The following is a 21,557-nucleotide window of genomic DNA, read 5'->3' as shown; positions in this document are numbered from 1 at the left end:
TTGCGGTGTCTCAGTCAACGATGATGTGACTGACAGATCGCTATCGCAGGCAAGCCAGCTCCCACAATTTTTGATCCGGTTTCGTCAGTCAGGTATTCATGCTCTGAAAATGCGCAAGCATCCTGTCGGCATCCGGCACCTCGCCACTGAACAATTCAAACGCTTTCACCGCCTGGAACACCGCCATGTTGCCGCCATCCAGCGTGCGGCAACCCAGGGCGCGGGCGTCGCGCAGCAGTTCGGTTTCCAGTGGGAAATACACGATTTCCGCCACCCATAACGCTGGCCGCAACAGCGTAGCCGACACAGGGGTGCCGGGCAGCTTGGCCATGCCCATCGGGGTGGTATTGACCAGGCCGTCGGCTTCGGCCATGGCGTGTTCAAGGTGATGGCCGACCTGGGCGCGCCCGGCACCGAAACGCTTGGCCAGGTTATCCACAAGGTCGTGGGCGCGGGTGCTGTCCACGTCGAAAAGACTCAAGTGCTCCACGCCCTCCGCCAGCAGTGCATGGGCCACCGCCGCACCCGCACCACCCGCGCCCATCTGCACGACATTCCGGCGCGCAACGTCATTCAGATGGCGGCGGAACCCTTCGGCAAAACCCAGACAATCGGTGTTGTGGCCAATGCGCTTGCCGCCTTTGAACACCACGGTGTTGACCGCGCCGATGCCCCGGGCTTCGTCAGACAGTTCATCGAGCAGGGGCAGGATCGCTTGCTTGCACGGGTAGGTAATGTTCAGTCCGGTGAAGTGCATCAGCTCGGCGGCGTCCAGCAGGTCGGGCAGGGCGTTGACCTCCAGGCGCAGCGGTTCCAGGTCGATCAGGCGATACAGGTAGCGCAGGCCCTGGGCATCGCCTTCCTGTTCATGCAGGGCCGGGGTACGTGAGGCCTGGATGCCGGCACCGATCAGGCCGGCGAGAATGCGTGGCTTCATCGGGCTCATGCCTTCAGCAACTGGCTGAAATGGCTCAGGGCCAGGTGGTAACCGTGGCTGCCGAAGCCGGCCAGCACCGCCTTGGCAATGGGCGACACAAAGGAATGATGACGAAACGCCTCGCGCGCATGCACGTTGGACAGGTGCACTTCGATCACCGGCACTTCACTGGCCACCAGCGCATCGCGAATTGCCACCGAGGTGTGGGTCCAGGCCGCCGGGTTGATCACGATACCTGCGCAACGGGCGCGGGCACCGTGGATCCAGTCGAGCAGTTCGCCTTCGTGGTTGGTCTGGCGAAATTCGATCTTCAGCCCAAGTTGCTCGGCGCTGCGACCACACAGGGCGGCGATGTCGGCCAGGGTTTCATGACCGTAGGTGGCGGGCTCGCGGGTGCCGAGCAGGTTGAGGTTGGGGCCGTTGAGTACCAGCACGATCGGCGGCATAGGGGGTGTCCACAGTTATTGTTGGTTGTGGAAGTAAAATGTACTGAATGGTTAGTTTGGTCAATTGATCCACAGGTTTCCGAGCGGGATCTGTTCGATTACCGAACGCTCAATCAGAGCTTTCCCATGGACGAATCAGATTAGATATCAATTGAAAATCATTCTCGACAACGCTTAAGATGCCCGCCTGTTTCCTAAACATTCCAGGGAGTCGGTTTGTCGGACGTGGATCTCAAAGGCCTGTTTCTCAAGCATGCCGATACCCTGCGCGGGTATCTGGCGCGCAAGGTGCGGGACCCGCAGTTGGCCGCAGACCTGGTGCAGGAGAGTTTCCTGCGCCTGGCCGAAAAGCCGGCCGGTGAGCGCATCGACAACTCCCAAGGCTATCTCTATCGAACGGCGAGCAATCTTCTGATCGACCATATTCGCCAGGAAGCACGGCGCAAGACAGATTCCGTGCCCCATGAGGCGCTGGCCGAGATTGAAGATGAAGTGGCCGGGTTGGAGGCTCAGGCAATGGCGCAGCAACAGCGACAGGCATTGAAGCAGGCACTGGCGGAGTTGCCGGAGCGCACCCAGCAGATCTTCCGTCTGAACCGCATGGAAGGTATGACCCACGCCCAGGTTGCCCGGCACCTGGACATCTCCGACAGCTCCGTGCAAAAGCACCTGGCCAAGGCCCTGGCCTATGTGATGCAGCGCTTGCAGGACGGCGAAGTGGCGCCTCCCGACGAATGAGTTACCGAAATGCGCCACCTCAGACGTCACAGCGTTACATAACGAAAAATTCGAGATGCACACGTGAATAGCCAGGGTCCGCAACAGCACAGCATTACCGAGGCGGCGGCCGAGTGGGCGGTGCGCCTGCACGCCGGTGCCCTGACCGAACAGGAGCAGGCCGAGCTGCAGCACTGGATCGCCTGCGACAGTCGTCACGAGGCGGCATTGCGGTTCGCCGAACAGACTTGGTCGGCGCTGGGTGATGTATACAAGGATGAACCGCCACATCGCCAGCGCCCGACCTCGGCGCCGTTGCCCGCGCGCCGCGCCAGGCGACGCAGGCCCTGGCAACGTGCAGCGGCTGTCGCGCTGGTGGTGGTGCTCACGGGGGTTGGCTGGCTGCGCGGGCCGGACGCGCTGTTGCAGTGGCAGGCCGATTACGTCACGCAGAAAGGCGAAGTACGCACGGTGCACCTGGCCGATGGCAGCAAGGTGGAGCTGGATTCCGCCAGTGCAATCCGGCTGGATTTCGACGGTGCACAGCGGCGCATCAGTCTGTTGCAAGGCTCGGCGATCTTTGACGTGGCGCCGAGGGCGGGTGAGGAAACCCGCCCGTTCGTGGTGCAGAGTGCCGGCGGGCAGACGCGAGCTTTGGGCACGCGCTTTGTGGTGGAGCGTGAAGAGGATCACCAGGCCTGGGTCGGCGTGCTGCAACACAGTGTTGAAGTCACGATGCAGGCGCCGGCAAAAAAAGGCCCTTCCGAGCGGGTACTCAAAGAGGGCCAGGCCGCGCGCTACAGCCCTCAGGAAGGCGTGGTGCCGATGGATCAGTTCGACGTGGAGCGTGCCACCAGTTGGCGGCGCGGCGTGTTGATCTTCGATCGCCAGCCACTGGCCAAAGTCATCGAACAACTCAATCGCTATCGTCCCGGACGCGTGGTGCTGGCCGACTCGGCGCTGGGTGATCGTGAGGTCAGCGGTGTGTTCCGCCTCGACATGCTCGACAGCGCACTCGTGACCCTGACCCAGGAGCTTCAGGTGCAACGCCTGGATCTTGCGGGCCTCAGCCTGATTTATTGATCTGCTGACAGGCGCCGTATGCCGGCTCCTGTCATCGCCAATCTCCCCTTATTTTAAAAACCTTGAAAAAAGTCTTACTGACTTCCCGCGCCTCGTACGTCTTGCTAGGTGAGAAGCATTCGCATAAACAAAAACCGCTTGGCGCAGGGAAAATCAGAAATGTCAGCACTCACCAAGGGGCGTATCACCGGTAGCCGGTTAGCCCTGGCCATTCACCTGGGTCTATTCGTCGCAACGACCCCGGTGTATGCCGCGCAGCCCCAGGTCGGTGCTGCCCAGCCCGCCATGCTGATGTTCGATATCCCTGCGCAAGCCCTGGGCAGTGCCGTGCTGGCGTTCGCCGATCAGGCAGGTCTGCAAGTGTTGTTCGACAGCCAGCGTCTGCAAGGATTGAGCAGCACCCCGCTCAAGGGGCGTTTCAGCGTGCAGGAAGGTCTTGGCCGATTGCTCGGCGGGGCGCCGGTGGAGTTCCGCTTCACCGGCGAGCGTCAGGTTACCCTCAATCGGGTCAACGCCGAGCATGACGACGCCATGACCGTGGGCACCACCACCATCACCGGCAGCAGCAACGGCCAGGCCAGTGACTGGGTGTACCAGAGCCCAAAGTCGGTGGCGGTGATCAGCCGTGACATGATCGATAAACGCCCGCCCCGTCACGCCGCCGACATGCTGGAGGAAACCGCGGGCGTCTACACCGCCGTCGATCAACGCGACCCCGGCCTGTCCGTGAACATTCGCGGGGTGCAGGACTATGGCCGTGTGAACATGAACATCGACGGCATGCGCCAGAACTTCAACGTCAACGGCCACCAGCAACGCAACGGCACGATGCTGATCGACCCGGAGTTCATCTCCAGCATCGAGATCGACAAAGGCAGCCAGTCGGGGCAGGGCGGCGCGGCGGTGTTGGGCGGTATCGCGTCGTTCAAGACCCTCGACGCCAGCGAGTTTCTCAAGGACGGCAAACCCTACGGCGGACGGGTTCGTGCCGGCAGCGGCATCGGTGAGCTGGGCAACGGCACAAACTTCAACGGCAGCGGCGTGTTCGCCTTTGGCGATGAACGTGGTGATGTATTGCTGGGCTACAGCGAGCGGCATTTCGGCAACTATCGCGGCGGCACCCACAATGACAAAAACCTGGGCACCAATCTGCGCGCCAGGAAATACGCCCCGGCGGCCTTCGACGACTGGTTGAACAGCGAAGTCGGCGACACCGGCAGCGTGACCCGCTCGCAGATCGTCAAGTTCGGCCTGAACCTGCCCAACGACCAGCGCGTGCAGTTGAGCTACCTGGAAAGCGACACCGACAGCAACGATTCCTGGGGCTACATCGCCGATGACCTGCTGAGCACCTATTACCTGCGCACCAGCAAAAACAATCTCAACGCAAAAAACGTCGCGCTGGACTACAGCTACAGCCCGGACAACCCGCTGATCGACTTCAAGGCCAAGCTCTATTACGTCACCACCCAGCTGGACCGGGCCAATGCGCCCAATGTGGCGTCGCTGAGTTCGGGCAACTACTTCGCGCCCTACACCGACCATTTCCAGACCGACACCTGGGGCCTGCAAGGGGAAAACACCGCGCGCTTCGACCTGGGCGCAGGGGGCCACTTGAGCTGGAACTATGGCCTGGAGATGTATCAGGACACCTTCAAGCCCAGAACCAATAAAGTTGAGTCGAGCAATGTCCTCGCGACCGGATCATTGCCCTACACCCCCAGTGCCGACCCGGAAGGCAAGCGCACCATCGCCAGTCTCTTCAACAATCTGCAATACGAATACGACGATTGGCTGACCGTGGATGCAGGGCTGCGTTACGACCGCTACCGACTGGAAGGCGTTACGGGAATGACGCTCTACAAGCGCGATCGTTTTTACACCAGCAGCACGCCGGCCCGGCGCGTCGAGGACATTTTCGACATCGACCGTGAGGAAGGGCGCTTTTCGCCAACCTTTGGTGTGGGCATCAAGCCCGGCGTCGACTGGCTGCAACTCTATACCCGCTGGGGCAAGGGCTGGCGTCCGCCGGCCGTCACCGAAACCTTCATGACCGGTCGACCCCATGGTGGTGGCACGGGCGAGCGGGTATTCCCCAACCCTTACCTCAAGCCTGAGGAGTCCCGTGATTGGGAAGTGGGGATGAATGTGTTCAAGGAATCGTTGTTCTTCAACGATGACCGGCTGGGCATCAAGGTGGCGTATTTCGATACGAAGATTAAGAACTTCACCTTTCTCAACACCAGCGTGAGCCTGCCGGAGACGTCCGTGGGCGGCTTCAACGGGATCATGGCGTACACCAACAACCTCAATGACACGCGGTTCAGGGGGCTTGAGTATCAACTGAACTACGACATGGGGCGGGCGTATACCAACCTCAGCTACACCCACATGATCGGCAGCAACGAGTTCTGCTCGAAGAACTACTACCTGGGCGGCGCCAAGAAGGCCGGTCCTACCACCACCGTTATCGAACAGTTCACCCGTCCCAACGGCACCATCGGGTTCCGTCCGGTCACTCGGTATGAAGTGCTGGATGACGATGTCGCCAATGCCAAGGAAAGCTGCGGCCGCATCATGGGGAATGCTACCTACACCCCGGCTGATCGCGGGTCGCTGACGCTGGGCGCGCGCTTTCTGGACAAGCGCCTGGATACCGGTGTGCGTGTTCGCTACAGCTCCGGTAATGGGGAAAACCTGAACAACCAGGGCTATCAGTTCATCGACCAGGCCGTGTGGCCCAAATACACCGTCTATGACGTCTACGCCAGTTACTGGATGACCGATCAATTGAACATCGCTCTGGCACTGGAGAACGCCACCGACGAGGCCTACTTCGTGGCCATGGGCGATGCCAACAACCTCAGCCTGGCTCGCGGGCGGACGTTGAGCGGGATGCTCGAATACAAATTCTGATACCGAGGCCGAGGCCCCGGATCAATCACGGTTTTGCCCAGGGTTGGGCAAAAAGTGCGCATCTGCGTACTGATACTAGCGCTGTTTATAACGAGGTTTAGTGATGACTATTTCTGTTAGCTACGAGTCGTACCTGGGCACTACTTCGCTGTCTGACTACCTGTCGGACTGGGCTCTGGGTTTTGCCACGGCAGGCCATGGCACCGGTAATACTGGCGGTTTCAGCAATGGCACCTTCAGTGGCGATCAGTATTCGACCCATGGCGCCAACAATTCCGACTACGCGTTCATCGCCGACAGCAACACCAGCAACGGCCTGCACTATGTGTTCAATCCACTGCTGCCTGCCAGCAGCAACCTGAACCACTACCTGTGGGGCAACCTGGATAACGTCGAGCTGGGCACCGGCCTTAGCGGCGGCAACGGCAGTGATTTTGACCTGAGCGCCTACAAGGTGGCCTTCAACGGTCTCGACCTGTTCGCCGCGGAAGGCGCGGGCCGCACCGGCAACGAAGTTCAAAGCGTGATCTACGGCTTGATGCAAGGCAACACCAGCGCACTGGAAGGCGTGCTCAACGAACTGCTGGGCGCCATCGACTCCAGCCTCTCCACCGCCAGCACCTTCGACGAAATCTCTGCGGGTCTTGCGGCTCACGCAGCGTCCTCGACCACCGCCGATGTGGCGCTGGTGGGTGTGCAGGATGTAGCGCAGGACTTCGCACTCGCGGCCTGACGCAGCATGAAAAAAGCGAATGGAAGATCACTCTCCCATTCGCCGTATTACACCGCCGTCGCTCAAGCCTTCTAACTCTTCAAGCGACGGCGGTGCCGAATTCTGAGCAGCGTCGTTTCACCTGTCAACGCAACGACGCTGCACGCTCAACCCTTTGAGAATCCCCAGATGCGCCACGCCGGCAACGAAACCCTGGCCGCCCTCACGGCCTATAAAAGTGGCTTCTTCAACATCGGCCTGTTCTCGGCGGTGATCAACCTGCTGATGCTGGCCCCGGCGTTGTACATGCTGCAGGTGTACGACCGGGTGCTGGCCTCGGGCAATCAGATGACCCTGCTGATGCTGACGCTGATGATCCTCGGCCTGTTCGGCCTGATGGGCGCGCTGGAATGGGTGCGCAGCCAAGTGGTGATCCGCCTCGGCACGCAGATGGACATGCGCCTGAACCAGCGGGTGTACGACGCCGCGTTCGAGGCGCAACTCAAGGGCGGCACCCAGGCCGCCGGCCAGGCGTTGCACGACCTGACCACCTTGCGCCAGTTCGCCACCGGGCAGGCGCTGTTCGCGTTTTTCGATGCGCCGTGGTTTCCGGTGTACCTGCTGGTGATCTTCCTGTTCCACCCCTGGCTCGGTCTGCTCGCCCTGGGCGGCGCGGTGATACTGATCGCGTTGGCGTGGGTCAACCATCACGTCAGTCAGGCGCCGATGGCCCAGGCCAGCCAGCTGTCCATCAGCGCCAGTCAGCAGGCCACGGCTAACCTGCGCAATGCCGATACCATCGAAGCCATGGGCATGCTCGGCACCTTGCGTGCGCGTTGGTTCGGCCAGCACCAGGCATTTCTTGCGCAGCAGAACCTGGCCAGTGAAAAGACCGCGGCGGTCACCGCCTGGTCCAAAGGCGTGCGTCTGGCGTTGCAGTCGCTGGTGCTGGGGCTGGGCGCGTTGCTGGCGGTGCAGGGGGATATCACCCCGGGCATGATGATCGCCGGTTCGATCCTGATGGGCCGCGTGCTCACGCCCATCGACCAGTTGATCGGCGTATGGAAGCAATGGGGCTCGGCGCGCCTGGCCTACGAGCGTTTGTCGGAGTTGCTGGCGGTGAACCCGGCACGCCCGCTGCGCATGAGCTTGCCCACGCCCAAGGGCCATTTGAGTGTCGAGCAGGTCAGCGCCTGCGCGCCCGGCAGCCGCCGACCGGCGTTGGCCAACCTGGGTTTCAGTCTGCCGGCCGGCGATGTGCTGGGAGTGATCGGCCCGTCGGGTTGCGGCAAATCCACGTTGGCCCGCGTGCTGGTGGGCGCCTGGGCACCGCTGGCCGGCAAGGTGCGACTGGACGGCGCGGACCTTGCCCAGTGGGACAAACAGCAACTCGGCCCGCATATCGGCTACCTGCCCCAGGACATCCAACTGTTTGCCGGCAGCATCGCGCAAAACATCGCGCGCTTTGCCGAAGTGGAGGCGGACAAAGTCCTCGCCGCCGCGCAAATGGCCGGTGTGCACGAACTGATCCTGCAACTGCCCCAGGGCTACGACACCCAACTGGGGGAGGGCGGGGCGGGACTGTCCGGTGGCCAGAAACAACGCGTGGCGCTGGCGCGTGCGCTGTACGGCCTGCCCGCGCTGATCGTGCTGGACGAGCCCAACGCCAACCTTGACGAGGCGGGCGAGCAAGCGCTGCTCCAGGCCATCGCCCAACTCAAGCAGCAGCGCCGCACCCTGATCCTGATCACGCACAAACCCAATGTGCTGACCTTGACCGACCAGTTGCTGATCCTCAAGGACGGCCAGTTGCAGGCGTTCGGCCCGACGGCGCGGGTGCTTGAAGTGCGGCAGAAACCCGCTGCACCGGCGACCAAACCGGTGTCGACCCTGAGCATGAGCTACCGCCTTGGTGAAGGAAAACAGGCATGAATCCGAGCAGGCCGGTGTTGATCAGCGAAGCATCGAACAACGTGCTGGCGCTGGATGACAAAAAGTATTCGCGCCTGGGCTGGCTGTTGGTACTCGGCGGTTTTGCCGGGTTCCTCGGCTGGGCGTCGCTGGCGCCTCTGGACAAGGGCGTGGCGGTGTCGGGCAAGGTCATGGTGTCGGGCCATCGCAAGACCGTGCAGCACCCGGCCGGCGGGATCGTCGAACGCATCGAGGTACGTGATGGTGAGGCGGTCAAGGCCGGTCAAGTGTTGCTGCGCCTGAAGGAAACCCCGTTGCGTGGGCAGATGCAATCCTTGCGCAGTCAGTACCTGGCGTCACTGGCCAGCGAAGCGCGCTTGAGTGCGGAAAGCGAAGGCTTGTCGGCGATCGCGTTCGGGCCCGAACTGCTCAACGATCCGGAGGCGGCGAGCACCCTGAACCTGCAACGCCAGCTGTTCAGCAGCCGCGCCCAGGCACTGGCCACCGAGCAACAAGGCCTGCGCGAAACCATCGCCGGCGCCGAGGCGCAGTTGCGTGGCACGCGGGACTCCCAGGCCAGCAAGGTCCAGCAGCGCGCGGCCTTGAGCGAGCAATTGCAAGGTCTGCGCGAGTTGGCGCGCGAAGGCTATATCCCGCGCAATCGCTTGCTCGACAGCGAGCGGCTGTACGCCCAGATCGACGGCACCATCGCCGAGGATTTTGGCCGCATCGGCCAATTGCAGCGCCAGGTGCTGGAGCTACGCCTGCGCATCCGCCAGCTTGGCGAAGATTTCCAGAAAGATCTGCGCAGCCAGTTGGCCGAGACCCGCACGCGCAGCGATGACCTGCGCAATCGCCTGGCCTCGGCCGAGTTCGAACTGGCCAACAGCCTGGTACGCGCGCCGGCGTCCGGGGTCGTCGTGGGGCTGGATGTGTACACCGAAGGCGGGGTGATCAAGCCTGGCCAGGCGCTGATGGACATCGTGCCCCAGGGCGAACCGCTGTTGGTGGAAGCGCGGGTGCCGGTGCAGTTGGTCGACAAGGTTCACCCGGGCCTGCCGGTGGAACTGCTGTTCTCCGCGTTCAACCAGGCCACCACGCCCCGGGTGGCGGGTGAGGTCACGCTGGTGTCGGCGGACCGCCAGGTGGATGAGCGCACCGAGGAGCCTTATTACACGCTGCGCGCCCAGGTCAGCGCGGCGGGTATGCAGCAACTCGACGGCGTGCAGATCCGCCCGGGCATGCCGGTGGAAACCTTCGTCAAGACGGGGGAGCGCTCAATGCTCAACTACTTGTTCAAACCGTTGCTGGATCGTACCCACATGGCGCTGGTGGAAGAATGAAGGCGTTGTTTTTTACCCTGTGTCTGGGTGTGGCACCGACCGCAAGCGCCTTGGGATTGATGGACGCCTATGACCTTGCCCTGCGCAATGATCCGACGTTTCAGGCGGCGATTCAGGAGCGTGAGGCCGGCGAAGAGAACCGCGTGATCGGTCGTTCGGCGTTGTTGCCGAACCTGTCCTGGAGCTACAACAACTCGCGCAACGAGTCCGAGGTGACCCAAAGTACCGCCGTGGGCAATGTCAGCACTGACCGCGATTACCGCAGCTATGCCTCGACCCTGACCCTGCAACAGCCCCTGCTGGATTACGAGGCGTACGCACGTTTTCGTCAGGGCACTGCCCAGGCGCTGATGGCCGATGAGCGTTTTCGCGGCAAGAGCCAGGAACTGGCGGTGCGGGTGCTCAGTGCCTACAGCCAGGCGCTGCTGGCCCAGGAACGCATCGAACTGAGCCGTGCGCAGAAACGCGCCCTGGCCGAGCGCCTGCAACTCAACGATCGCTTGCTCAAGGGGGGTGAAGGCACACGCACCGACGTGCTGGAAACCCAGGCGCGCTTGAGTCTGGCCCAGGCAGAAGAAATCGAGTCGCTGGATGCCCAGGACAGCGCCTTGCGCGAGCTGGAAGCCATCGTCGGTCAACCCTTGCAGATCGAAGCGCTGGTGCCGCTGACCCGTCAGTTCGACGTCGCGCCGCTGCAACCCAACCGTTTCGAAGCCTGGCGCGAACTGGCCATGGCCAATAACCCGGAGCTGAAATCCCAGCACCACGCGCTGGACGTGGCCTCCTATGAAGTGGAGCGCAAACGCGCCGGCCATTTACCCAAGGTCAGCCTCTATGCCAGCAGTCGCCAGACCAGCTCCGACTCGGAAAGCAGCTACAACCAGAAGTACGACACCAACAGCGTGGGCATTCAAGTAAGCCTGCCGCTGTTCGCCGGTGGCTCGGTGTCGGCGTCCACGCGCCAGGCGGCGAACCAGCTGTCCCAGGCCCAATACGAGTTGGACGCGCAAACCTCGGCCACGCTGGTGGAGTTGCGCAAACAGTTCAACCTCAACACCAGTGGCGCGGCCAAAGTACGCGCCTATGAAATGGCCGTCAGCTCGGCGACGGCGCTGGTGGCCGCCACCCGCAAAAGCGTCACCGGCGGTGAGCGCGTCAACCTCGACGTGCTGGACGCCGAGCAACAACTTTTCACCGCCCGCCGCGACCTGGCGAATGCGCGGCATGCATATTTGCTGGCGCGTATTCAGCTGAAGTATTACGCGGGGTTGCTGAGCGAGCAGGACTTGCGGGCGTTGGCAGGGTATTTCCAGCCCTCGGCATGAGTGGTTACAACCCGGCATTCGCCGGGTTTTTTGTGCTGACTAATCTGTGAAACAGCTTCGGGACGCAGGAGCCGGTTGTCGGGTGACACGGGAAAAAATTGTTACCTGGCGAAAAATAACCTAACAGATGGGTTGCGATGAGAGTAGGCGCTTACAAGGGATATGTGATTTCGGTGTTTATCAGGGATGAGCATTGCCCGCCCCATGTGCATGTCAGGGGGAACGATTGGGATGCCCGTTTTCGTTTCAGTTTCCTGGATGGGGACGTGGAGCCCATGTCATCGCAAGCGCCAGGCACGATGTTGTAGCGCAACGGACAATTTTGAATCTGGTCAGGGCGCCGGGTTTTGTGGAGATAGAACTATGAAGCAAATCGTAAAAGCCAAAGCCGTACCCGATAAACCGCTCACTGAGGCCGACGTCGAGAAGGCGATAGCCCGAGGGCGCAAGACACGGCACCTTTATGCCCGCGCCAGCTCGGTGCGTTATGAAGACAACTGTATTTCCATCGGCTTCAGCGACGGCAGTCGCGTGGTACTGCCGGTGACTGGCCTGCCCGAGTTCGAAGGGTTTTCCTTGGAGGATTTTGAGCAACTGGAAGTCGGCTTTGGCGGCAAGGCGCTGTGCTGTGAACCCCAGGACCTGGATGTTTCGGTCACGGGTCTGATTGCCACAAGCAAGCCTCTGATGGACTTGGCCGTGAGCCTGGTCGCCTCGCGCAACGGCCGCAAGCGCAGCGCCGCCAAAGCCGCCGCCGCCCGCGCCAATGGCAAGAAGGGCGGACGGCCGCGCAAGAAGGAACCGGAGGACGCTGAGTTACCGCCGAGTCAGTAAGACGCCGGATTCCATATGGTGCGTCCACGGGAATTGATCAAACATCGCACACTTGGTGATTGTGTGCGTGTCATGCAATTGCGCAATGTTCGCCGCCAATGTCTCCGGGTTGCAGGAGATGTACAGGATGTTGTCGAAGCGCCGGGTCAGTTCGCAGGTGTCCGGGTCCATGCCGGCGCGGGGCGGGTCGACGAACACGCTGCCGAATTCGTAGCTCTTCAGGTCGATGCCGTGCAGGCGGCGGAACGGTCGCACTTCATTCAGCGCTTCGGTGAGTTCTTCGGCAGACAGGCGCACCAGCGTGACGTTTTCCACCGCGTTTTCATCGAGATTGCTGAGGGCCGCATTGACTGACGTCTTGCTGATTTCAGTCGCCAGCACCCTGCGCACCCGAGTGGCCAGAGGCAGGGTGAAATTGCCATTGCCGCAGTACAGCTCCAGCAAATCATCCGGGCGATCGCCCAGTGCTTCATATGCCCAGTTGAGCATCTTCTGGTTCACCGTGCCGTTGGGCTGGGTGAAGGCGCCTTCGGGTTGGCGATAGCTGAACGTGCGGCCACCGACTTCGAGCTTTTCAACGACGTAGTCGTGGCCGATCACATCGCGCTTGCCCTTGGAGCGGCCGATGATGCTCACGTTCAAGTCAGTCGCCAGCTGGTTGGCGGCGGCGTGCCAATGCTCGTCCAGTGGGCGGTGATAGCACAGGGTGATCATCGCGTCGCCCGCCAGGGTAGTCAGAAACTCCACCTGGAACAGCTTGTGACTCAGGGCGGCACTGGCTTGCCAGGCAGCCTTGAGTCGCGGCATCAACTGGTTGATGCGGGTGCTTGCGATGGGGAACTCTTCGATCAGGATCGGCGTGCGTTTGTCGTCCTGGGAGAACATCGCGTAATGGCGCTCACCGCCCTCGCGCCACAGGCGGAACTCCGCGCGCAGGCGAAAGTGCTGCAGCGGCGAGTCGAACACTTGCGGCTCGGGGGCATCGAACGGTGCCAGCAGGTCACGCAGGCGCGTGACCTTGTCTTGCAGTTGTACGGTGTAGCGTGCGGCGTCAAAAGTCATGCGTTGAACCAGCCCAGCTTGATCACGAACAGAATCGACAGAATCACCAGCGCCGGGTTCAGCTCACGGTAGCGGCCCGAAAGCAGCTTGATGGCGGTCCAGGCGATGAAACCGAAGGCGATGCCGTTGGCGATGGAGTAAGTGAAGGGCATCGCCAGGGCGGTGATCACCACCGGCGCTGCAACGGTGATGTCATCCCAGTCAATTTCTGCCAGGCCCGAAGTCATCAGCACTGCTACAAACAGCAGTGCCGGAGCGGTGGCAAAAGCCGGAACGCTGGCGGCCAGCGGCGAGAAGAACAGCGCCAGCAGGAACAGGATCGCGACCACGATGGCGGTGAGGCCGGTACGGCCACCGGCGCTCACGCCAGCAGCCGATTCGATGTAGCTGGTGGTGGTCGAGGTGCCCAGCAGGGAACCGGCCATGGCGGCGGTGCTGTCGGCGATCAGTGCACGGCCCATTTTCGGCATGTGCCCGTCCTTGCCCATCAGGCCGGCGCGCTTGGCTACGCCGATCAGGGTGCCGGAGTTGTCGAACAAATCAACGAACAGGAAGGCGAAGATCACGCTGACCAGGCCGATATCCAGCGCGCCTTTGATATCCAGTTGCAGGAAGGTCGGCGCCAGGGACGGTGGCATCGAGGTCACGCCGCCGAACGGGGTGAAGCCCAGGGCGATGGAGACGATAGTCACCGCGAGGATGCCGATCAGCACTGCGCCGCGCACGGCCAGGGCTTCCAGCGCGACGATCAGCGCGAAACCGAGGGTGGCGAGGATCGGCGCCGGTTGTTTCAGGTCGCCCAGGCCCACCATGGTGGCCGGGTTGCTGACCACGATACCGGCGTTGTGCAGTGCGATCAGCGCCAGGAACAGGCCGATACCGGCGGCAATCGCCGAGCGCAGGGGCAGGGGGATGCTGTTGATGATCCACTCACGGATGCGGAAGATCGACAGCAGGAAGAACAGCACGGCCGAAATGAACACCGCACCCAGCGCCACCTGCCAGGTGTGGCCCATGTGCAGCACCACGGTGTAGGTAAAGAAGGCGTTGAGACCCATGCCCGGCGCGAGGGCGATCGGGTAGTTGGCGATCAGGCCCATCACGGTCGAACCAATGGCCGCTGCCAGGCAGGTGGCGACAAACACCGCGCCCTTGTCCATGCCGGTCTCGCCGAGGATGCTCGGGTTCACAAACAGGATGTAGGCCATGGCCAGGAAGGTGGTGACGCCCGCGAGAATCTCGGTGCGCACGTTGGTGTTGTGTGCCTTGAGTTGAAACAGCTTTTCCAGCATGCCTGCTCCCTGTGACGCTCTGTGGCGTCGTTATTTGTTGACCTCTAAGTCAAAGCACAAACTGCGCCAAGCGCCTGTGGTTTCAGAGAGGTTCGGAAAAAGCGGCGCATCATACCAGCAGCAGAGACCATGAGGCATACTGCGCCGACGTTTAAACGAAGGTCGACTGCAACATGAAAAACGCCAGCCCGTGGAGTCTAGCTCTGATCCCCTGTATCAGCCTGTTGCTCGCGGCAGCACCGGCCTGGGGCGCGACTGCACCGCCCTTGAGCGAGGTGCGCGTGGTCAAGGTCGAGTCGGCAGTGTGCAAGGAAATTATCCCCGAGCGTGCGCAAAGCACGCAGATGTGCACACACCGTGGGCCCACCCAGGTTTCGGTGATGGAAGTCGGCCTGGGCAACAACCCGATGGGGCGCTTCGACGGCGCCGAGCTGGACGGCACGCGCACCCCTGTGTGCCAGGTGGGCAACATCAGCCAGGTGTGCAACGGCGCAGGCACCCTGATGGGCTACATCTATGTGTTCAGTCTGAATGTCGAAGCCCCGGGGTGGTTCGAATACAGCAATTCGTCGATCAACCCTCCGCGCAACACGCTCAGCACCCAGTTCAACATCCGCTGATCAATCCCCTTGAACGCTCGATACCCCGGGAAGTCGTACCCCTGAGACGGCGACTTTCCTGAACGCCGCGGACGTACACCAACCCGTGAGGTGTTTATGAGCGCGACCCCCAATGGCGCGGCGGTCCAGCCGTTCGTCAGTCACTCGATCCACCTGACCCTCAACGGTCAGGCCCGCCATCTGAAGGTATTGCCCTGGACTACCTTGCTGGACCTGTTGCGTGAACAGCTTGACCTGGTCGGCAGCAAAAAAGGTTGCGACCACGGCCAGTGCGGCGCCTGTACCGTGTTGCGCGACGGCAAACGGGTCAACGCCTGCCTGACCCTGGCGGTGATGTGCGATGGCGCGGAGCTGACCACCATCGAAGGCCTGGCCAACGGTGATGCGCTCCATCCCATGCAGCAAGCCTTTATCCGGCACGACGCGTTCCAGTGCGGTTATTGCACGCCCGGCCAGATCTGCTCCGCCGTCGGCCTGATCAATGAAGGGCGTACCGATGACGTCTCGCAGCTCCGGGAGCGCATGAGCGGTAACCTGTGTCGGTGCGGGGCCTACAGCAATATTCGCGATGCCATCGAGGATGTGCTGGGAGGCGAGCAATGAACCCGTTCCATTACAGCAAGCCCGCTGACGTGAATGAGGCCGTGCACCTGAGCAGTGCGACATCGCGTTTTATCGCCGGCGGCACCAACCTGTTGGACCTGATGAAAGAAAACATCAGCCGCCCTGAACATCTCATCGACATCACCGGCCTGCCGCTGCATGACCTTCAGGAAACCGCCGAGGGCGGCCTGTTGATTGGCGCGTTGGTGAGCAACGCCGATCTGGCCTGGCACCCGCTTATCGAACAGCGCTACCCATTGCTGTCCCAGGCGATTCTCGCCGGGGCGTCACCGCAACTGCGCAATATGGCCAGTACCGGCGGCAACCTGTTGCAGCGCACCCGTTGTTACTACTTCTACGATGCCAGCGTGCCATGCAACAAGCGCGAGCCCGGCAGTGGTTGCCCGGCGCGCAGCGGTCTGAACCGCATTCACGCAATCTTCGGCGCCAGTGAACAGTGCGTCGCTACCCACCCTTCGGACATGTGTGTCGCCTTGGCGGCGCTGGACGCGCGAGTGCATGTCGAGGGGCGAGGCGGGGCCAGGGTCATTGAGTTCGCCGACTTCCATCGCCTGCCGGGCGATGCGCCGCAACGCGATAACCTGCTGGCTGATGATGAGCTGATCACCGCTATCGAATTGCCCACCGACCATCTGGCGCGTCACAGCCACTACCTGAAAATTCGCGATCGCGCCTCTTACGCCTTTGCGCTGGTGTCCGTTGCCGCCGCCCTTGAATTGGAGGGCGACCGCATCGTCGACGCGCGCCTGGCCCTTGGCGGTGTGGCCCACAAACCCTGGCGCGATCGTGCGGTGGAGGCCGCGCTGATTGGCCAGGCGGTGAGCCGAGAAACCTTCAGCCACGCCGCCGACAGCCTGTTGCAAGACGCCGAACCCTTGGCGCACAACGGGTTCAAGATCAAATTGGCACGCCGCGCGGTCATCCGTGCGCTGAGCGACGCGGCGGTCGCAGGAGAACGCCCATGACCACCCTTGGCAAGCCTCTGGACCGGGTGGACGGTCTGCTCAAGGTCACCGGCCGCGCACGCTACGCCGGTGAGTTTCCCGATGCGCAACTGCTGCATGGCAGTGTGGTATCCAGCACCATCGCCAAAGGACGAGTGCTCAGGATCGACGCTTCCAAGGCCCTGGCGCTGCCGGGCGTGGTCACGGTGCTCGATCATCTCAACCGCCCGAATATCGCCAGCTACGATGATGCCTTCGCCGATGCCGATGCGGCGGACGGCTCGCCGTTTCGCCCGTTGTACAACGACCGCGTGCTGTACAGCGGCCAGCCTCTGGCGCTGGTGGTCGCCGATAACCTGGAGTTGGCGCGGTATGCCGGCTCCCTGGTGACCATCGAGTACGCCCCCGAAACCTTCGACACCGACCTGGCGGCGCAGCAGGAACACGCCCATGCCTCGCCGCAGACACCGCCCGCGCCGCGCGGCAACTTTCAGGCGCAATGGGCTGATGCCGCCGTTCGCCTGGACTTGCACTACAGCACCCCCAGTGAGCATCACAACCCGATGGAGCCCCATGCCAGCACGGTGTTGTATCAACCGGACGGCACGCTGCATATCCATGACAAGACCCAGGGCCCGCAGAACTGTCAGGCGTATGTGCAAAAAGTGTTCGGCCTGGATAAACACCAAGTGCGTATTTTTGCCGCGTTTGTCGGCGGGGCCTTTGGCTCCGGCCTGCGCCCACAGTATCAACTGCCATTGGCGGTGATGGCCGCGCTGGCACTCAAGCGTTCGGTGCGCGTCACGCTGACGCGCCAGCAAATGTTCACCTTCGGTTATCGCCCGCGCACCTTGCAGCGCTTGCAGATGGGCGCGGCGGCGAACGGTCGGCTGCTGGCCTTGGGACACACGGCCATCGGCCAGACCTCACGCTTCGAGGATTTCAGCGAGCATGTGGTGGAATGGAGCGGCATGCTCTATCACTGCGACAACGTGCAACTGACCTACAACCTGGTGCCGCTGGATGTCTTTACCCCGTTGGACATGCGCGCACCGGGCGCCGCCCTCGGCGTGATCGGCCTGGAGTGCGCCATGGACGAATTGGCGTGCGCGCTGGGCATGGACCCGGTGCAACTGCGCCTGATCAATTACGCCGAACGCAACCAGAACGAAGACAAACCCTGGTCGAGCAAAGCCCTGCGCGAGTGTTACCGCGAAGGTGCCGAGCGTTTCGGCTGGGACCAGCGCAACCCCGAACCACGCAGCATGCGCGACGGTCGCCACCTGATCGGCTGGGGCATGGCCGGCGGTGTGTGGGAAGCCATGCAAATGAAGGCCAGCGCCAAGGCCAGCCTCGACGCAGAGGGCAAGCTGACCGTCAGCAGCGCCACCACCGACATCGGCACCGGTACCTACACGGTCATGACCCAGATTGCTGCGCAGGCCAGTGGCGTGCCCGTTGAGGACGTGGTGTTTGTGCTAGGCGACTCGTCCTTGCCGACCGCGCCGTTGCAGGGCGGCTCGTTTACCGTCTCATCCGTCGGCACCGCCGTGCAGCAAGCATGCGAAGCGTTGACCGCCCAACTGCTGGCCATCGCCCGCGAGACTTACCCGGTCTTCAAGGACGCCCAATCGGTGCGTTTCGAAGACGGCCAACTGCATGCCGGTGATGTCCGGGTGTCGTTGGCGCAACTGGTCAAGGACGGCGGCAAGGGCGCGGTGGAAGTACAGGTCGATAGCAAACCGGACAAAAAACGCAAGGCATACGCCACGGCCACTCATTCAGCCGTGTTTGTCGAAGTGCGGGTGGATGAAGACCTGGGCACTGTCGAGGTCAGCCGGGTGGTCAGCGCGATTGCCGCCGGGCGCGTGGTCAACCCCAAGATGGCGCGCAGCCAGATCCTCGGCGGCGTGGTGTGGGGCATCGGCATGGCCCTGCACGAAGAAACCCAGACCGACCATCAACTGGGGCGTGTCATGAACCACAGCCTGGCTGAATATCACATCCCGGTGAATGCCGATATCGGCGACATAGATGTGGTTTTCGTCGAGGAACATGACGAGATCGTCAACGCCCTCGGTTCAAAGGGCGTGGGCGAAATCGGCATCGTCGGCGTGGCAGCCGCGGTGGCGAATGCGGTGTATCACGCCACTGGCAAACGGGTGCGGGATTTTCCCATTACCCTGGATAAGGTGCTGTGAAAACGTCGCGCTGATGTGCGTCGGAAGGGGACCATCGAATTTCTGGCTTCGCCAGATTCGGTGATTCCCACCTGCTATTTAGGCTGTTTCAGGTCGATGTAGAGTTCTGTTTTGTCTCGAGACTGTGTCACAGCGGTCTCCTTGGTTGGCGGCGCTTCATCGATGGAGACGCCCGTTGCGCCCGTCAGTTGAGATATACCTCGAACAGGAGGCTCGTTGTCGTAGTTGAACACATGATCGCTGCCAACCCTTGCAACCCATTTGCCCTGTGGTTGGTTGGCCTGGTCAGCATTAATGACATTGCTTGCGTAATAGTTCATGTTTTTAAGGCGGGTGGTCTTGGGCTCCACGGAGGGCACATCGATAGCTTTGACCCGTATGCCATGTTTTCGCATCGTCAACAGCAGTTCTCTGTTGGTGTAGCGACCGTGGCCGGCATGAGCGCGGTCAATGAGCTTCAGATTGTTACTCAGGGCGGGCGAAAACTTGCCTGTTTCGAAAAAGTGGTCCAGGTCGGGTTGAAGCGAGTGATCGAACCCTTCCGAATACAAGGTGGTCACCTTGTTCCTCTCGAACTCGCCTGCGTTATCAATCAAAAACTGCACGCCAGCGGGCTGGGAATGATCCTCGCCAAGGATCATGCCGGAGGATTTCCCGTAGACAGTGTCAATCACCTCTTTGGGCGAGGCATTTTTAGGCAGATCGGCAAGAACAGGCCTTGGCTTGGTTTTCGCGGATTTGTGATAGGCGTTGGCATCCGCTTTCAGCTTTTTATCAATCTGGTCCTTTATTTTCGATGACGAAGGCTCTCCGGGGGCGGGATAGTCATAGGCACCGGGCTCAAAGGATGGTTTGGCCGACTGCCAAGGCAGTTTTATGCCGCCGTTGCCTTTGGCCGGCTGCCAGCCTCCTTGGCCATCAGAGTGGACGGTCATGAGCGGTTTTTTGGTCGAAGGGTCGATAACCTGAACGTAGCCATCACGCAGTTTGAACCGGCCGTCTATTTCATGGACGTGCCCGGTACTTTGTTCGTCGGTGAGTCGAATGAACCAGCGGCTTTCGCCGGAGCTGCCGTTGACTTGGTAGATGCCATGGGCGTTTGGAGTGACACCTGCGATCAATTGCTCGCCGCCTTCCACCGCAAATTGGCTGATCCGGCCCCATTGTGAGGGGCGCAGACGATTGACTTCCGGTTCGGGCTGGTTGGGCGTCTCTGACGGCGGGGCGGCAGGGGCTGTTTCGACCGGACGGGTGTCGAGGGCAGGTTTTTCGGCGGCAGCCTTGGGTGTGAGTGCCGGAACAGCCTTCGGCTTGACCAGATTTCTACGGGCTGGACTGTCGGGTTTCAAGGCAAGATTGTCGGCCAGGCTGCTGATCTCATCGTCCGAAAGTGGCTCATTGCGAAGAGCCTTCACCAGCAAAGTACCCAAGCCCCTGACTTGTCCATAGACGGGAACAAATCCCTGGCCTGAATCACCGACCGTACCAAGCACAGAGTCCATGGTCGTTTTGTCGACCCCGAAGACCTTGCCAATGTGATTATTCTGATTGAGATCCAGCAACAGCGCGCTCAAAGGGTTATCGAAGTAGCGCTCCACGGTGTTGGCCGTGTTTTTATCCACACCGAACACTTGCAACGCTTCGCCCAGCCCGGAAAAAGGGTGTTCAAGGTGCTTGAGCAGTTCTTCGTAGAACCCTCGGATGTCGTCCGCTTCGACATTGCTGGCCGCTTCATTCTGAACCTTGCTTTTGAATTCGCTGGCCGTCATCGGCACCAGCGGCAGGTGCTGGTTCAAGCCGTTCTTCACGAAGTAAAACTGCTGCTTTTTATCTTGGCCCAGCAGATTGCCGTAGGCGTCGTATTCAAACAGTACCTTTTCGCCATCTGCGCGTCGCCCGGAGTAAAGCACCCGCCCATCCGGGGAAGTGCTTTCGTGCTTGAGATCGGTCAAGCCATTGACTGATGTGGGGGGCGCGGAGCTGCCCTGATCCAGTCGCGCAAAAATATCGTTGCCTTCAGTGGCATACGGGCCTGCGACAGCGTTGATGTCGTTGTTTTTGAACCGGGTCAGGGTATCTGTGACCCGTTGGGTCCTGGCAGGTGAGCCACCCTCGGCAAAGTGCTGGCTGAAGGACTTGAGTTGCTTGGGGTCGCCGGCCTGCGCTTTCAGCCAGGCATTCATTTCTGCAAGGGAATTGAACGACTGAAACGAGCGCCCATCGTCCTGTGGAACATACAGCACGATATTGGGGCCGGCGGGCACTGAGGGTACACGCTGTATGAAGATGATGTCCGTGGCCTGGACCCCGTCGACGGCAAATGTCTTGACCTGCACGGAAGGCAGGCCTCGGGTGCGCGGCCACCGCACGGCGTCGACCATGTCGTTGACGCCGGGGGGCATGTTCCCGGCGTTCAGGTCGGTGGTGATGCTCTGCGTGAATCGATCGAGAGAGGTCTTCAGCGTGTAGCTACTGTTGGGCCTGTCCCAAGACGAGGCTGGAGAGAGTGGAGGGGATACGGTTTGCCTGGAAACACTGGGGATGCTCATCTTCATCTGCCGAAAGTAGGTCGAAGGGGTTCGCCAATCGC

The 21,557-nt window shown here is 61.5% G+C and carries 17 protein-coding genes and 1 pseudogene; 13 read left to right on the top strand and 5 right to left on the bottom strand.

Annotation, left to right across the window (positions count from 1 at the left end; all coding sequences use genetic code 11):
- Nucleotides 1-88 precede the first annotated feature (88 nt).
- Nucleotides 89-937, bottom strand: coding sequence for a shikimate dehydrogenase (locus ACW9IB_RS13425; RefSeq protein ID WP_457414000.1), 849 nt, complete (start codon nucleotides 935-937; stop codon nucleotides 89-91).
- A 5-nt stretch (nucleotides 938-942) separates the two neighbouring features.
- Nucleotides 943-1,383 (bottom strand): type II 3-dehydroquinate dehydratase, encoded by a 441-nt coding sequence (aroQ, locus tag ACW9IB_RS13420; RefSeq protein ID WP_457413999.1) that lies wholly within the window; start codon nucleotides 1,381-1,383, stop codon nucleotides 943-945.
- 216 nt (nucleotides 1,384-1,599) lie between these two features.
- Between aroQ and ACW9IB_RS13415 the strand changes: the two genes are divergently transcribed.
- The 9 genes and pseudogenes from ACW9IB_RS13415 to ACW9IB_RS13375 all read left to right on the top strand — a co-directional run bounded on the left by ACW9IB_RS13415 (nucleotide 1,600) and on the right by ACW9IB_RS13375 (nucleotide 12,224).
- On the top strand, nucleotides 1,600-2,121 hold the full coding sequence (locus ACW9IB_RS13415) for an RNA polymerase sigma factor (protein ID WP_457367686.1): 522 nt from the start codon (nucleotides 1,600-1,602) through the stop codon (nucleotides 2,119-2,121).
- A gap of 63 nt (nucleotides 2,122-2,184) precedes the next feature.
- Nucleotides 2,185-3,183: a FecR family protein gene (locus tag ACW9IB_RS13410; protein ID WP_457413998.1), complete on the top strand. Its 999-nt coding sequence runs from the start codon at nucleotides 2,185-2,187 to the stop codon at nucleotides 3,181-3,183.
- 159 nt (nucleotides 3,184-3,342) lie between these two features.
- Nucleotides 3,343-6,099 carry a TonB-dependent hemoglobin/transferrin/lactoferrin family receptor gene (locus ACW9IB_RS13405; RefSeq protein WP_457413997.1) on the top strand — a complete coding sequence of 919 codons (2,757 nt, stop codon included), beginning with the start codon at nucleotides 3,343-3,345 and terminating at the stop codon, nucleotides 6,097-6,099.
- A gap of 103 nt (nucleotides 6,100-6,202) precedes the next feature.
- On the top strand, nucleotides 6,203-6,832 hold the full coding sequence (locus tag ACW9IB_RS13400) for a heme acquisition protein HasA (protein WP_457367683.1): 630 nt from the start codon (nucleotides 6,203-6,205) through the stop codon (nucleotides 6,830-6,832).
- A gap of 168 nt (nucleotides 6,833-7,000) precedes the next feature.
- A complete protein-coding gene (locus tag ACW9IB_RS13395; RefSeq protein ID WP_457413995.1) occupies nucleotides 7,001-8,743 on the top strand; it encodes a type I secretion system permease/ATPase in 1,743 nt (580 codons plus the stop codon).
- Nucleotides 8,740-10,065, top strand: coding sequence for an HlyD family type I secretion periplasmic adaptor subunit (locus ACW9IB_RS13390; RefSeq protein WP_457413994.1), 1,326 nt, complete (start codon nucleotides 8,740-8,742; stop codon nucleotides 10,063-10,065). Before ACW9IB_RS13395 ends, ACW9IB_RS13390 begins: the two co-directional genes overlap by 4 nt.
- Nucleotides 10,062-11,390 carry a TolC family outer membrane protein gene (locus ACW9IB_RS13385; protein WP_457367680.1) on the top strand — a complete coding sequence of 443 codons (1,329 nt, stop codon included), beginning with the start codon at nucleotides 10,062-10,064 and terminating at the stop codon, nucleotides 11,388-11,390. The genes ACW9IB_RS13390 and ACW9IB_RS13385 overlap by 4 nt, the downstream gene beginning before the upstream one ends.
- Before the next feature lie 137 nt (nucleotides 11,391-11,527).
- A pseudogene (locus ACW9IB_RS13380) lies at nucleotides 11,528-11,757 on the top strand (DUF4160 domain-containing protein).
- Nucleotides 11,754-12,224, top strand: a complete 471-nt coding sequence (locus ACW9IB_RS13375) for a DUF2442 domain-containing protein (protein WP_457413992.1) — start codon at nucleotides 11,754-11,756, stop codon at nucleotides 12,222-12,224. The pseudogene ACW9IB_RS13380 and the gene ACW9IB_RS13375 overlap by 4 nt, the downstream one beginning before the upstream one ends.
- Here the strand turns inward: ACW9IB_RS13375 and trmA are convergent.
- Both trmA and ACW9IB_RS13365 read right to left on the bottom strand, forming a co-directional pair.
- Complete coding sequence (gene trmA / locus ACW9IB_RS13370; protein ID WP_457413991.1) at nucleotides 12,207-13,286, bottom strand: tRNA (uridine(54)-C5)-methyltransferase TrmA; 1,080 nt, start codon at nucleotides 13,284-13,286, stop codon at nucleotides 12,207-12,209. The genes ACW9IB_RS13375 and trmA overlap by 18 nt on opposite strands.
- On the bottom strand, nucleotides 13,283-14,578 hold the full coding sequence (locus ACW9IB_RS13365; protein ID WP_457367676.1) for an NCS2 family permease: 1,296 nt from the start codon (nucleotides 14,576-14,578) through the stop codon (nucleotides 13,283-13,285). The genes trmA and ACW9IB_RS13365 overlap by 4 nt, the downstream gene beginning before the upstream one ends.
- Nucleotides 14,579-14,751: 173 nt before the next feature.
- Here ACW9IB_RS13365 and ACW9IB_RS13360 point away from each other — a divergent pair, with 173 nt between their 5' ends.
- The 4 genes from ACW9IB_RS13360 (at nucleotide 14,752) to ACW9IB_RS13345 (ending at nucleotide 18,967) form a co-directional block, all read left to right on the top strand.
- Nucleotides 14,752-15,198: a DUF4879 domain-containing protein gene (locus ACW9IB_RS13360; protein ID WP_457413989.1), complete on the top strand. Its 447-nt coding sequence runs from the start codon at nucleotides 14,752-14,754 to the stop codon at nucleotides 15,196-15,198.
- A 96-nt stretch (nucleotides 15,199-15,294) separates the two neighbouring features.
- Nucleotides 15,295-15,801, top strand: coding sequence for a (2Fe-2S)-binding protein (locus ACW9IB_RS13355; protein ID WP_457413988.1), 507 nt, complete (start codon nucleotides 15,295-15,297; stop codon nucleotides 15,799-15,801).
- Nucleotides 15,798-16,787, top strand: coding sequence for an FAD binding domain-containing protein (locus ACW9IB_RS13350; protein WP_457413987.1), 990 nt, complete (start codon nucleotides 15,798-15,800; stop codon nucleotides 16,785-16,787). Before ACW9IB_RS13355 ends, ACW9IB_RS13350 begins: the two co-directional genes overlap by 4 nt.
- Nucleotides 16,784-18,967, top strand: a complete 2,184-nt coding sequence (locus ACW9IB_RS13345; protein ID WP_457413985.1) for a xanthine dehydrogenase family protein molybdopterin-binding subunit — start codon at nucleotides 16,784-16,786, stop codon at nucleotides 18,965-18,967. The genes ACW9IB_RS13350 and ACW9IB_RS13345 overlap by 4 nt, the downstream gene beginning before the upstream one ends.
- A 74-nt stretch (nucleotides 18,968-19,041) precedes the next feature.
- Here ACW9IB_RS13345 and ACW9IB_RS13340 read toward each other — a convergent pair whose 3' ends face one another.
- Nucleotides 19,042-21,516, bottom strand: a complete 2,475-nt coding sequence (locus ACW9IB_RS13340) for a dermonecrotic toxin domain-containing protein (protein WP_457413983.1) — start codon at nucleotides 21,514-21,516, stop codon at nucleotides 19,042-19,044.
- Between the last annotated feature and the right edge of the window lie 41 nt (nucleotides 21,517-21,557).

Source organism: Pseudomonas sp. SDO524_S393 (assembly GCF_054071875.1).
This window is presented reverse-complemented; position numbering and strand designations above follow the sequence as displayed.

Excerpts from the sequence above, each read along its gene's own strand:
- ACW9IB_RS13350 (WP_457413987.1), top strand. The coding sequence starts at position 15,798 with ATGAACCCGTTCCATTACAGCAAGCCCGCTGACGTGAATGAGGCCGTG.
- ACW9IB_RS13375 (WP_457413992.1), top strand. The coding sequence starts at position 11,754 with ATGAAGCAAATCGTAAAAGCCAAAGCCGTACCCGATAAACCGCTCACT.
- ACW9IB_RS13345 (WP_457413985.1), top strand. The coding sequence starts at position 16,784 with ATGACCACCCTTGGCAAGCCTCTGGACCGGGTGGACGGTCTGCTCAAG.
- ACW9IB_RS13405 (WP_457413997.1), top strand. The coding sequence starts at position 3,343 with ATGTCAGCACTCACCAAGGGGCGTATCACCGGTAGCCGGTTAGCCCTG.
- ACW9IB_RS13340 (WP_457413983.1), bottom strand. The coding sequence starts at position 21,516 with ATGAGCATCCCCAGTGTTTCCAGGCAAACCGTATCCCCTCCACTCTCT.
- ACW9IB_RS13385 (WP_457367680.1), top strand. The coding sequence starts at position 10,062 with ATGAAGGCGTTGTTTTTTACCCTGTGTCTGGGTGTGGCACCGACCGCA.
- ACW9IB_RS13355 (WP_457413988.1), top strand. The coding sequence starts at position 15,295 with ATGAGCGCGACCCCCAATGGCGCGGCGGTCCAGCCGTTCGTCAGTCAC.
- ACW9IB_RS13395 (WP_457413995.1), top strand. The coding sequence starts at position 7,001 with ATGCGCCACGCCGGCAACGAAACCCTGGCCGCCCTCACGGCCTATAAA.
- aroQ (WP_457413999.1), bottom strand. The coding sequence starts at position 1,383 with ATGCCGCCGATCGTGCTGGTACTCAACGGCCCCAACCTCAACCTGCTC.
- ACW9IB_RS13425 (WP_457414000.1), bottom strand. The coding sequence starts at position 937 with ATGAAGCCACGCATTCTCGCCGGCCTGATCGGTGCCGGCATCCAGGCC.
- trmA (WP_457413991.1), bottom strand. The coding sequence starts at position 13,286 with ATGACTTTTGACGCCGCACGCTACACCGTACAACTGCAAGACAAGGTC.
- ACW9IB_RS13365 (WP_457367676.1), bottom strand. The coding sequence starts at position 14,578 with ATGCTGGAAAAGCTGTTTCAACTCAAGGCACACAACACCAACGTGCGC.
- ACW9IB_RS13400 (WP_457367683.1), top strand. The coding sequence starts at position 6,203 with ATGACTATTTCTGTTAGCTACGAGTCGTACCTGGGCACTACTTCGCTG.
- ACW9IB_RS13360 (WP_457413989.1), top strand. The coding sequence starts at position 14,752 with ATGAAAAACGCCAGCCCGTGGAGTCTAGCTCTGATCCCCTGTATCAGC.
- ACW9IB_RS13390 (WP_457413994.1), top strand. The coding sequence starts at position 8,740 with ATGAATCCGAGCAGGCCGGTGTTGATCAGCGAAGCATCGAACAACGTG.